The following is an 11766-nucleotide window of genomic DNA, read 5'->3' on the forward strand; positions in this document are numbered from 1 at the left end:
ACCGTCGCAACCGCCTAAAACCGCCCCCACTCCTCGGGGACGGGGGCCTCGATGCGGAGGACGTCGCCGTCGGGAAGCGGCACGGTCAACTTGTGCGCGTGCAGCATCATCATCGTGATCCCGCGCCCCCGCACGTGCCGGTTGAAGCCCGCCGACCCGTAGCGGGAATCGCCGGCGATGGGGTGGCCGGCGTCGCGGCAATGCACCCTGATCTGGTGTTTGCGGCCGGTGAGCAGCCGCGCCTCGATGAGCGTCGCGCGGCGCCCGTGTCGCTCGATGACGCGGAAGCGGGTTTCGGCGCGCTGCCCGCCGCGGTGCTCCGGCGCGGCGACGGTCGCCTTCGCCGTGCGCAGCAGCGGAGTGGTGCTCACGCGCAGGTCATCGGGCCATGCGCCTTCGACGACGGCGAGGTAGCGCCGGTCGATCTCGTGCTCGCGGTCGCGGAGAATCTCCTGCAGATGGCGCAGCATCGCGGGGGTCTTGGCCACCATCAGCAGCCCGGACGTTTCGCGGTCGAGGCGATGCGCCAGCTCCAGGTCGGGTTCGTCGGGCCGCGCCCGCCGCAGCGCCTCGATGACCCCGGCGTCGACCCCGGTGCCCCGGTGGACGGCCAGGTCGGCGGGCTTTGCGACGACGATGAGCCGATCATCTTCGTGCACTATCGACTTTTCGACCGCCTCGACGAGATGCGCCGGCACCTGCCGGGGCGCCTTCTCCGCGGCGACCGTGATGTCGGGGAGGGTGAGTTCGTCGCCGCCGGAGATGCGGTGGTTCTGCTTGACCTTCGCGCCGTTGACGCGGATTTTGCCCTCGCGCATCAGGCGGAACAGCAGCGTGGCGGGCACTCCCTTGAGCTGGGAGCGGATGTACTTGTCCAGGCGGCGGCCGTCGTGGGCCTCGGGGATGGTGATGGTCCGCGCCGTGAAGGTGCGGTCGCCGGTGGCGCGCCGTGTGGGGGAGCCGCGGTTGGGTGACTGGCGGCCGGTGGAGCCCCGCCGGGTTGAACCATGCTGGGGCGATCCGCGGTTGGGTGACTGGCGGCCGGTGGAGCCGCGCCGCGCGCCCCGCCCCGGCGACCCCCGACCGTGCCGTCCGCCCCGACGCTGCCCCGAGTTGCCGCCGATTGTGCTCACCACTTCGAAAAAGACCATGACTTCGGGCCGCTGGCGGACCCTGACCAGGAATGCCCGACCATAGTCGGCTACGCGGCGCTCCGGCCAATCACGCACGGCGCCGGTTCGCCCGCTCCACGGAGCCCGGCCGAAGCCGGTACGCCCGCCCCATCACGCTTCGGCCAATCACATCCCACACCGCCACGCCCACACCGAACCAGGTCCAGCGGCGCCCCGGCGGATGGGAATGGGGGAGGGGGCATGGGCGTCGTAAAGCGGCCGCAGTGATTGAATGGAAACCGCTATGTGACCTGAAACCCCACCGAAAGGCACCGCGACGGCCATGCACGACGAAAAGAAGCTGCACGACGAAACGAAGCTGATCCACTCCGGGTACGCCCCCGGCAACAAGGACCCGCGGCAGGTGCCGATCGTGCAGTCGACGACGTACACGTTCGACTCCTCCGACGACATCGCCGCCGTGTTCGACGAGCCGACGCACGCGCTGATCTACTCGCGCTTCGCCAACCCCACCGTCATGGCCGTCGAGGCGAAGATCGCCGACCTCGAAGGCGGCGCCGCGGCGATGGCGACGTCGTCGGGGCAGGCGGCGACGGCGCTGAGCATCATGAACCTGTGCTCCGCCGGCGACAGCTTCGTCGCGTCGTCCGAGATCTACGGCGGCACGTCCAACCTGTTCTCCACCACGCTGAAGCGCTTCGGCATCGAGGTCATCTACGTCGACCAGGACGCCTCCGAGGAGGAAATCGCCGCCGCGTTCAAGCCGAACACGAAGGCGCTGTTCGGCGAGATCATCGCCAACCCGGCCATGAGCGTCCTCGACGTGGAAAAATTCGCCCGCATCGCCCACGGCCAGGGGGTGCCGCTGATCGTCGACTCGACGTTCGCCACGCCCGTGCTGTGCAAGCCGATCGAATGGGGCGCCGACGTGGTCATCCACTCGACGTCGAAATACCTCGACGGCCATGCGGTGCAGGTCGGCGGCATGATCGTCGACGCCGGCACGTTCGACTACGCCAACGGCAAGTTCCCCGGGTTCACCGAGCCGGACGAGTCGTACCACGGCGTCGTCTACACCCGCGACTACGCCGCCGCGCCGTTCGTGATCAAGGCCCGCATGCAACTGCAGCGCGACTTCGGCGCCTACCCCGCCGCGCATTCGGCGTTCATGCTCAACCTGTCGCTGGAGAGCCTGGACGTGCGCATGCGCCGCCACTGCGAAAACGCCCAGAAGGTCGCCGAGTACCTGGCCACCCGCGACGACGTGCTCGACGACGTCCGCTACCCCGGCCTGCCGTCGTCGCCCTACGGCGATCTGGCGGAGAAGTACCTGAAGGGCGCGTCGGGCGTGCTGACCATCGACGTCAAGGGCGGCCGCGAGGCCGGCGTGAAGTTCATGGACTCGCTGGAGCTGATTTCGCGCCAGGTCCACGTCGCGGATGCGCGGTCGTGCGTCCTGCACCCCGCGTCGACCACCCACCGCCAGGTGCCGGACGATCAGCTCGAGTCGGTCGGCATCACGCCGGGGTTGGTGCGCATTTCGGTGGGTCTGGAGAACGCCGACGACATCATCGCCGACATCGAGCAGGCGCTGGCGAAGGTGGCGGAGTAAGGGAGGGGCGGCTTCGGCCCGGCCGTCGCTCCAGATGCGCCAGGTACGTGCAAATGCGCCCGTTGCAACGGGCGCATCTGCCTGGAACTGGCGCATCTGCGGGCGTTGGACTCGGGTCAGCCATTCCTTCCCGCTTTTCCCGCTTTACGACGGGCCGACGTCCCCCTGCTCGCCCTGCCCGTCGGAGTAATCCGGCGCCTCCGGGTACGGCGTGTCCTCTGCCGGCGGAATGTACGGTTCGCGGGGCTCATAGACGGGCGGCGGGCCGTCGTAAAAGTTGTTGGAGCAGTACTGGGTCCATCCCGACGTTCCGTCGGTGAACCAGGTCGTGCCCCGTTCGTAGAGACCTTCCGATAATTTCGCGCAGCGGGCGATCGACTTGTTGATCGGCGTCGGATCACCCGTCGGGGCTCCCGTGTAGCCCATGTGACCGGAGGGGGTCGACGTCGGGGCGTCCGCTTGTCCGGTGTTGGGGCCGGGGGCGGCGCTGGAGCTGGTGTCGGACGTCGGCTTCGGTTTGTCGGACGTGCCGGTCGTGCTGTTCGTGCCGGATTCGCTGGTCGGGTCCGCCGGGACGTCTCCGCCGGAGCAGGCGGGCAGGACCATCAGCGCGGCGGCGGCGAGAAGGCCGATCGAGAGTTTCCTGTACATGGGCTTCCTTCCGGATGTGGGAGACCGGGTTGCTGGTGAGGCGTTCGGTTCAAGCGACGTGGCCGCGGACGGCGGTGATTGGGGCCAGTGAGGGATCGGGCATCGGGGCCGGATTCAACTGGCGGGATTTGTTTGCGTCGGAAACGGTTCGTCTCAATTCTGCCCCAAGTCCCAGATGCGCCAGTTCCGGGCAAATGCACCCGTTGCAACGGGCGCATCTGCCTGGAACTGGCGCATCTGCGTGTGTGGGGGTGGGAAGCGGCGCGGGCCGGGGCGGCGCCTACCTCGCTGCCGCCGGGGGCTTCGCGCCGGCGTCATCCGGTGCCGCGGGAATCTGCGCCGACGGCTTCTCTCCGCCACTCCGGGCGCCCGGCGCCGCGGGCACGACGTCCCACGTGGGATCGGGCGCGACTCCCTTGGCCACCAGCACCGGGTCCGCGGACAACGGGGTGCGCGGCTTCGGGAACCTCTTGTCGGACTTCCACCAGGGCATGTTGCCCACCCAGCCATCGGCCGGCGGCGTCGGGGACTTCGGCTCGAAGCCGAGCTCCGCGGGGGTTTCCCTGATCGTGTCGACGACGAAGTACTTGTCGCGTTCGTCGGCGTGCTCCCTCATGATGGTGCGGAACTCGCCGAGCTCCGCATAGAGCGGATCGCGCAGCGGATTGCGCCCGGTGGTGCGGATCTTGTGGATCCAGTAGATGAACAGCGCGACGTTGGCCAGCAGCGCCGCCCACGCGCACACCGCGTTGGCCGTCGGGTTCATCGTGGAGAAGTTGGTCATCGCGCCCGGCGGCACCAGAACCTCGGGCAGCAGGTTGTTCATGGCGATCCAGAACACCAGGGTGAAGCAACGGAACCAGATCCACTGCCCCTTCGCCCACGTGAACGCCGGGATGGTGCATGCCAGCAGCAGTGCGAGGGTGCAGTACCAGGTGTAATCCGACAGCGAGTTGTACAGGAACGCGTGGTTCCACAGGTCGTAGGCGACGACCCACGGCCACACCATGTCCACCCAGATCAGGCCCTTGGTCTTCTTCTCCGGGTTGGAGGTGATGAAGATCTTGCCCAGGCCAGTGATGGTGATGATGTTGAGCAGGCCCGCGATCGCGGTGATGATGTTCCAGTAGCCGCCGATGGTGCGGAAACCCGTCGCCGGGTCGATGCCGACGCCCGACGCCCGGAAGTTCTCCGCCACTCCGCGGTACCACTCCGGGCTGCCCACGGCCCCCGCGACGCCGCGGGATTCCGGCAGGCCGTTGATCATGTCGATTCCGGCGTGGGAGTCGTTGATGGACTTCAGGCAGGCCGGGTCGGCCGCGCAGGCGAGGTAGGTGTCCTTCTCGGCGAAGATGGTCAGGTCGCGGATGTTGGCCTCCATGATGTTGAGGGCCAATCCGATCCACAGGGCGACGCCGAACCAAATCGCGTAACGGTGCGCCTTTTCCGGGTTGCGTTTGCCGTACCAGAGCAGGAACCCGGTCATGGTCGCGGTGGCGATCATGATCGCGTATTTGCCGAAGGGGAACCAGCCGACCATCGGGGTTCCGTGGATTGCGGCGTAGGGCATGAGCGCGATGCCGCCGACCGTCCAGATGGCGAAGACGGTCCAGGTCCATCTCCGGTTGATTTCGGCTACCGCGACCTGGGCCGCAAATACGACGATCCAGAGGAAATACACCATGGGAGTTCCCAGTTCCCATAGGAAAAGCGAAGACATTTTGTTGGCCTTCCGATATTGCGGTGGGAGTGATCAAGATAATCGTATCTCTGCGCGTTACAGAATGGTATGATGTGTATATCACTTCCGGAGCCCGGCATCGTGCACGATCGTTTTCGGTGGAAGTTGTTTCCATTGCCCGGGCATTCGCGGAGTTTGAAAATTCAACACATGAATTTTCCGAATTCAATCGGTCGCCCATGTCACATCGCGTGAATGGACGAACGGATGGGGAGAAGGCGAATGGGACGGGTGGAAAGGCCCGGGCGCGCGGCTGCGCGCCTTGCGCCGGCGTCGCCCGTAGCCCCCCGGAAGCACCAAGCGGAGCGGCCGAAAGGCGGCCGCCCGAGAACTTCGACCGAAGGTGGTTGAACCATGAACGACAAGAACAAGGCCCGCCGGGGAGCAAGCCCGGCCCTCGCCGCCGGTGTGGCCGGCGCGGCCACGATCGGCGGCATGTACGTCTTCAGCCGGCTGACCGGCCAGGCCACTCCGGAGGAAAAGGCCTGGCGGTACCCGGCGGACGACCTCATCGACGCCAACTACGACAATGCGTACTCGTCGACGTACGCGGTGACCATCGACGCCCCGGCCTACGCGGTGTGGCGGCTGTTCAAGCAGATCGGCGCGGACAAGTCCGGGTCCTTCTCCTCCGAATTCCTGGAGCGCGTGTTCGCGCGGCTGCCGTTCTTCAACAGCTACGAAATCCAGGAAGAGTTCCAGCAGCCCGACTCCCTCGTGCCCGGTGACATCGCGGCATTCGACTTCCACGGCATGTCCATGGAGTGGGCCGACGTCGTTCCCGGCAAGTACCTGGTGCAGTGGGTGGACACGAAGCACCCGCCGGCGGCGCCCGGCTCCTACGCGTTCCGCTTCCCCGGCATGACGCATTTCGCCGCCGCGTGGTGCTTCTACGTCGTTCCGCTGCGCGGCGGGCGGTCCCGGCTGATCAACCACTGGCGCATCGGCTACGAGCCGGCGTCGGCCGCGATGAAGGCACTGAACTGGGTCAACATCGAGCTGATCGGCGGGGTGATGACGCGCCTGCAGAACATCTACGTCAAGCGCGTGCTCGAGTTCGAGAAAAAGCAGCAGCACACCGGCAAGTTCATGCGGGGCGTGCTCGGCGGGCGCTGGTTCGGCAGCGGCACGCCGGCGGGCCGTTGGGATGGCACGCCGCTGTTCGAGGACACCTACACGCAGTGGTTCCGCTACGGCCGCCAGAATCCGGCGGTCAAGGAGATCCGCGAACCCGTCACCGACAATCCGTCCTGGCCGCCGAAGGGGCCCGGAACCCCGTGGGCGGGCGAGGTCGACGAGGACTACTTCGAGGGCTGGACGGAACCGGAGTTCAGCTGGGAGGAGCAGATCCGCCAGAAGCAGCAGCGCACCTACCTGCCCGATTGGGGCAAGGAGTCGTCGGCGCGGCCGTGACCGACTGCATGCGTAACCCCCGGCACCGGAAGCGGTGCCGGGGGTTTTCGCGTGGGCGGCGGTGCGGGGGCCGGAGTCCGGCGGAGGCAAAGTCCGGATCCGGAGGCGGAAAAACCCCGTCCGCAGCAGACGGCCCCGACGCCCGCCGCGCGGTCAGGTCCGGATCGGGGTGCGAACCGCGCTCTCGCCGGAAGCGGCCCTCCCGCGGTCGCGGAGACCGAGATCCTCCGGGGTGGTGCCGAGGCGGGCGGCGATGCGGTCCTGCGTGGGGCCGTCGGCAAGCTCGCGTGCCAATTCCACGTTGAAGGGGGTGTCCGAGTAAACCTCCGCGGTCACCGGGTTGCGGTGCCGGGTGATGATCCGGTGGACGTGGTAGATGAACACCGCGAGGTTGATGGCCAGGGACAGCGCCGACAGGATCAGCAGCGCCGTGGGGTTGTGCGCCGAGCGGTGCGCGAACATCGAATCCTGCATGAAGTGCGGGAACGTGAGCACCACCGCGGACCACAGAGTCAGGGTGTAGGCGCGGTATTGGATCCAGGCGCCCTTGCCGAACCGGAACAGAACCGGGATGGTGCAGGACGCCAGCAGGGCGACGCCGGAGTACCAGGCGCGGTCGGCGAGGCAGTTGTACACGTAGGCCAGGTTCCAGACGTCATAGGCGATGATCCACCAGATGGTCAGGTCGCCCCAGATGATGGCGCGGGACTTGCCCTTGGCCACGAAAATGCCGGCCCAGCCGGATATCGCCAGCAGATTGAGGATGCCGGCGATGCCGTTCATGATGTTCCACGGCCCGCCCCACGTCACCATTCCCTGCGTGGGGTCGACGCCGTGGATGCCGTAGCACTGGAAATCGCGGATGACCGCTTCGATGATGTTCAGCGCCAGGATCGCCGGCGGAATGAGCAGGTACCAATAATTCGTGCGCAGCTTCTTCGCGTACTGCAATGCGACGAGGCAGAGGCTGCCGGCGAGCGCGGAGTATTGCTTGACGACGGGGAACCATCCCGCGGAATTGGTGCCCTCCGTCGAATGGGGCCACCAGAAAATGGTGAGCAGAATGGGCGCCACGATGAAGACGGCGAGGACGACCCATTTGTTTCTCTGGGCCATCCATGCCGTGGCGGCCAATGCCACGGTGACGATGATGAGCATCGCATAGTCCCACCATTCGCCCACCTCGAAAAAGAACAGAGTCGCGTAATCGGGCGGTGTGATCGCCGGCCACATGACAAGCATCGCTTTCGGGTCCATGGGTCCGGCGTTTGCGCGAAGGCGGCCTTCCGGTCGTGCTTCGTGGGGGCTCGTCGGGTCTCCGTGTCGGACCCGATTCCAGGGTACGCCTGCGTTACACATTGGCACAATGTGATATATCGCGCGATTGGGGGCGTGCGCTCCCGCGGCATGGGGGATAGTGAGCGTGCACCACGTGCCGGCCGCGGCCACGCGCGCCGAATCCGCCGGACATCCGCCTAAGGGAAAAGGAACGAACGTGAAGGTAGTCATCACCGGGGCCGCGGGATTCGTCGGCGACGCCGTGCGCCGGGAACTGGAATCGCGGGGCCATGAAGTTGTGGGCCTGGACATCGCCGCCGACGAGACGCGCGGCATCCACCGGGCCGACGTCAGCGAACCGGGCGCCGGCGCCGAGCACTTCGCCGGCGCCGACGCGGTGGTGCACACCGCCGCGCTGGTCTCCTACGCGATGACCCACGAGGACGCCTTCGCCGTCAACGTCGAGGGGACGCAGAACATCCTGGACACCGCGCGGAACGCGGGCGTGAGGCGCTTCGTCCACGTGTCCTCCGTGGTCGTCTACCCGGACGTGCCGCGCATGCTCGACGAGGACAGCCCGATCGACGTCAGCGGCGTCCCGTACATGGACACGAAGGTGGTCAGCGAAATCCCGGTGTATCGGGCGATGATCGCCGGCGACCTGGAGTGCTCGATCGTCCGCCCCGGCGACATTTACGGCCCCCGGTCGCGCCCGTGGACCGCGCTGCCGTACGAGGCCATGAAGAAGAAGCAGTTCGTGCTGCCCAAGATGGGCAAGGGGCATTTCACGCCTGTGTTCATCGACGACCTCGCACGGGGCATCGCCGCGGCGGTGGAGTCGCCGAACGCGCCGGGCGAGGTCTTCAACATCACCGACGGCACCGTGGTGACCTGCAAGGAGTTCTTCACCCTGTTGGCCCGCCATGCCGGGACGGGGTGGTTCCCCAGCCTGCCCAGCCGTCTCGCGCTGGGTCTGGCGACCGCCCTGGATCGCATCGAGCGCCTGCGCGGCCGCCGCACCGAGTCGAACCCGACCACGATCCGGTACTTCATGCGCGAGACCGGCGGATACGGCATCGGGAAGGCCCGGAAGCTGCTCGGCTACGAGCCGCAGGTCGGCCTCGAGGAAGGGCAGCGCCGCGCCGGGGAGTGGTGCCGCCGGCAGGGCTAGCGTTCGGGGGATTCGGCCCCGGATTTGGTGGCTGCATTACCCGAGACGTGGCTGCCGACCGCGATGTCGCCACCCATCCGCAAATGCGCCCGTTCCAGGCAGATATTCCCGTTGCAACGGGCGCATCTGCCTGGAACAAGCGCATCTGGCGAGGCATCGACCGGTGGGTAGGGGATCGATGGTCGGTGCTCCGTGCCGTGATCGATGGTCGGTGCTCCGTGCCGTGATCGACGTCCGGGGCTCCGTGACGCAACCGGTGAATTACACGATGCCGAGACCCAGCGTCAGCGGGATGAGCAGCGCGAGCACCGATAGGGGCACCACGACGGTGACCATGAAAATGTCCTTGTAGGACTGCCGGTGGGTCAGGCCGCACACCAGCAGCATCGTCAGCACCGCACCGTTGTGCGGCAATGAGTCGAAGCTGACCGAAGCCATCGCGGTCAAACGGTGCATGAGTTCCATGTCGATGCCGCCGGCGGCCGCCATCTCCTGCAGATCCTTGCCGAAGGTGGACAAAGTGATGCTCAGGCCGCCCGACGACGAGCCGGTGATGCCGGAAATCACGCCCGTGGAGAGGATCGACACGACCAGAGCGTTCTCGCTGACGGAGAAGATGCCGTCGCGAAGCACCGCGAAGACGGCCAACGAGGCGATCACGGCGCCGTACCCGACCTCGGAGGCCGTGGTGAAGGCGGGGAGAATGGCCGTCTTCGCGCCATCCGAAAGCCCCGTGGCGTAGTCCTTGGCCTTGCGCGGGTTGAGCGCGAAGATCAGCAGGATGGCGGTGACCAACGCGACGGTCACCGACCACACGCCGATCACGCCGCTGAGTTCCACGCCGCCGAACTTCTCCTCCGCGAGGTAGTCGAAGTTCATCATGTTCGCGAAAACGTAGGTGAACAGGTAATTCATCACGATGACCACGAGGATGGGCAGAAAACCGATCGCGCCCCGCATGACGGGGTTCTGCACCCGCTCTCCTTCGTGCGTGAGCACCGGCGAGGTTTCGCCGTGGCCGATCACGTTGGCGTCGACGCCGATGGACTCGGCTTCGGAGGTGCTGCCGTGGCCCTCGAGCTCGTGAAAATCGTGCTTCGGGTCGGGCTCCGGGGCGAACACCTCACCCGCGGCCTTCAGCCGGCGGACGCGGTATTCCAGCCACAGCATGCCGAGCGTGAACGTCATGGCGGCGCCGATAAGGCCGGCGATGGGCGCCGCATACGTGGTGGTGCCGAAGTACTTCGTCGGAATGGCGTTGTGCACCTGGGGGCTGCCGGGCAGGGCGGCCAACGCGAATGTGATCGTGCCCAGGGCCAGCGCGCCGGGCATCAGTCGCTTCGGGATCTCCGCTTCCTTGAACAGCGCAATCGCGATCGGGACGATGGTGAACGCCACGACCCAGGCGGAAACGCCGCCATAGGTCAGCAGGGCGGTGGCCAAAACCGTCGACAGCAGGGCGCGCTTCGGGCCGAGGAGCTTGGAGATGCCGGCCGCGAGATCCTGCGCCAAACCGCTGATCGTCATCAGGTGACCGAAGATCGCCCCGGACATGAACAGGGGGAAGAAGCTGATGATGAACCCGCCGAGGGCGGGCATGAATATCTGCGTGTACGTGGCCAGCAGCGGAGCGCCCGACAGCAGGACGGCCAGCAGCGCGGCGAGCGGCGCGACGACGATGACGGAGTGGCCGCGGTAGGCGAAGAAGATGAGGAAGGCGAGCGACAGGAAAATGCCGATCAAGGCAATGGCCATCAGTCCTCCTGAGACGAATGCGGAAAGGGAGGTGCGGGCGCCGGTCGTGCTGCGTGCACGGCCGGCGCCCGGGAGCCGGAGTTTGCCGGCTCGGTGGAATCGATCAGCGGCGCACGGGGTCGGTGCGCAGGGTGTCGATGATCGCGGAGAAATCGAGGTGCGCGTTGCCTGCGTCGGCGAACTCGCGGAATTTCTCTGCGGCGGTGCGCCCGAGCGGCGCGGCGGCACCGGTCGCGTCGAGCGCGCCCATCGCCAGACCGAGATCCTTGACCATGAGGGCCGTGGCGAAACCGGGCCTGAAGCCGTCGTTCGCCGGCGATGTCGGGACGGGGCCCGGCACCGGGCAGTTGGTGGTCAGCGCCCAACACGACCCGGTCGAGTTCGACACCACGGAGTGGAACGACTCGGCGGAAAGCCCCAGCTTCTCGCCGAGGACCATCGCCTCGCCGATGGCCAGCTGCTGGATGGCCAAGACCATGTTGTTGCACAGTTTCGCGGCTTGCCCGGCGCCGACTGGCCCGCAGTGCGTGACGGCGCGGCCCATGACGTCGAAAAGCGGGGCGGCGCGCGAGATGTCGTCGGCATCGCCGCCGACCATGAACGCCAGGCCACCGGCCGCGGCGCCGGTGACCCCGCCGGATACCGGTGCGTCGATGAAGGCCGATCCGGCCGCGGTGACCTTGTCGTGCACGTCCGTGGCGTCTTCGACGGAAATGGTCGAGCAGTCGATGAACAGCGTGCCGGGCTTTGCGACGGTCAGCGCTTCCGTGACCACCGAGTCCACGAGGGCGCCGTTGGGCAGCATCGTGATGACGATGCCCGCGCCCTCGACTGCCGCGGGAACCGAGTCGAAGGTGTCGATGCCCGCCTCGCGGGCCGTGGCGAGCGCTTCCGCGCCGACGTCGAAACCGTGGACCTGGTGACCGGCGGCGGCGAGGTTGCCCGCCATCGGACCACCCATGTTGCCGAGCCCGATGAATGCGATCGCGGAGTTGGAGTTGTCGGTCATGTC

Annotated in this window: 9 protein-coding genes; 3 read left to right on the forward strand and 6 right to left on the reverse strand. The window is 67.0% G+C overall.

Annotated elements, in window-relative coordinates; genetic code table 11:
- Positions 1-14: 14 nt before the first annotated feature.
- The gene (locus tag CHAN_RS03925; protein WP_290292005.1) at positions 15-1133 is read right to left on the reverse strand and encodes an RluA family pseudouridine synthase; all 1119 of its coding nucleotides are present in this window, start codon (positions 1131-1133) and stop codon (positions 15-17) included.
- 322 nt (positions 1134-1455) lie between these two features.
- Here CHAN_RS03925 and CHAN_RS03930 point away from each other — a divergent pair, with 322 nt between their 5' ends.
- The gene (locus CHAN_RS03930; protein ID WP_290292007.1) at positions 1456-2745 is read left to right on the forward strand and encodes an O-acetylhomoserine aminocarboxypropyltransferase/cysteine synthase family protein; all 1290 of its coding nucleotides are present in this window, start codon (positions 1456-1458) and stop codon (positions 2743-2745) included.
- 144 nt (positions 2746-2889) lie between these two features.
- Here CHAN_RS03930 and CHAN_RS03935 read toward each other — a convergent pair whose 3' ends face one another.
- A complete protein-coding gene (locus tag CHAN_RS03935; protein ID WP_290292009.1) occupies positions 2890-3396 on the reverse strand; it encodes a hypothetical protein in 507 nt (168 codons plus the stop codon).
- A 280-nt stretch (positions 3397-3676) separates the two neighbouring features.
- Positions 3677-5080: a DUF5692 family protein gene (locus CHAN_RS03940; protein WP_290292012.1), complete on the reverse strand. Its 1404-nt coding sequence runs from the start codon at positions 5078-5080 to the stop codon at positions 3677-3679.
- Positions 5081-5491: 411 nt separating this feature from the next.
- Here CHAN_RS03940 and CHAN_RS03945 point away from each other — a divergent pair, with 411 nt between their 5' ends.
- The gene (locus CHAN_RS03945; RefSeq protein WP_048742869.1) at positions 5492-6550 is read left to right on the forward strand and encodes a hypothetical protein; all 1059 of its coding nucleotides are present in this window, start codon (positions 5492-5494) and stop codon (positions 6548-6550) included.
- Positions 6551-6703: 153 nt separating this feature from the next.
- On the opposite strand, the gene CHAN_RS03950 is transcribed toward CHAN_RS03945, so the two are convergent.
- Positions 6704-7792 (reverse strand): DUF5692 family protein, encoded by a 1089-nt coding sequence (locus CHAN_RS03950; RefSeq protein WP_290292015.1) that lies wholly within the window; start codon positions 7790-7792, stop codon positions 6704-6706.
- A 253-nt stretch (positions 7793-8045) separates the two neighbouring features.
- Between CHAN_RS03950 and CHAN_RS03955 the strand changes: the two genes are divergently transcribed.
- Positions 8046-8999, forward strand: a complete 954-nt coding sequence (locus CHAN_RS03955) for an NAD-dependent epimerase/dehydratase family protein (RefSeq protein ID WP_290292017.1) — start codon at positions 8046-8048, stop codon at positions 8997-8999.
- 261 nt (positions 9000-9260) lie between these two features.
- On the opposite strand, the gene CHAN_RS03960 is transcribed toward CHAN_RS03955, so the two are convergent.
- On the reverse strand, positions 9261-10754 hold the full coding sequence (locus tag CHAN_RS03960) for a GntP family permease (RefSeq protein WP_290292020.1): 1494 nt from the start codon (positions 10752-10754) through the stop codon (positions 9261-9263).
- A 103-nt stretch (positions 10755-10857) separates the two neighbouring features.
- A complete protein-coding gene (gene mmsB, locus CHAN_RS03965; protein WP_290292022.1) occupies positions 10858-11763 on the reverse strand; it encodes a 3-hydroxyisobutyrate dehydrogenase in 906 nt (301 codons plus the stop codon).
- Positions 11764-11766: the final 3 nt, after the last annotated feature.

The sequence above is a fragment of the Corynebacterium hansenii genome, from assembly GCF_030408795.1.
Lineage (GTDB): Bacteria > Actinomycetota > Actinomycetes > Mycobacteriales > Mycobacteriaceae > Corynebacterium > Corynebacterium hansenii.

Excerpts from the sequence above, each read along its gene's own strand:
- CHAN_RS03960 (WP_290292020.1), bottom strand. The coding sequence starts at position 10,754 with ATGGCCATTGCCTTGATCGGCATTTTCCTGTCGCTCGCCTTCCTCATC.
- CHAN_RS03945 (WP_048742869.1), top strand. The coding sequence starts at position 5,492 with ATGAACGACAAGAACAAGGCCCGCCGGGGAGCAAGCCCGGCCCTCGCC.
- CHAN_RS03950 (WP_290292015.1), bottom strand. The coding sequence starts at position 7,792 with ATGCTTGTCATGTGGCCGGCGATCACACCGCCCGATTACGCGACTCTG.
- CHAN_RS03935 (WP_290292009.1), bottom strand. The coding sequence starts at position 3,396 with ATGTACAGGAAACTCTCGATCGGCCTTCTCGCCGCCGCCGCGCTGATG.
- mmsB (WP_290292022.1), bottom strand. The coding sequence starts at position 11,763 with ATGACCGACAACTCCAACTCCGCGATCGCATTCATCGGGCTCGGCAAC.
- CHAN_RS03940 (WP_290292012.1), bottom strand. The coding sequence starts at position 5,080 with ATGGTGTATTTCCTCTGGATCGTCGTATTTGCGGCCCAGGTCGCGGTA.
- CHAN_RS03930 (WP_290292007.1), top strand. The coding sequence starts at position 1,456 with ATGCACGACGAAAAGAAGCTGCACGACGAAACGAAGCTGATCCACTCC.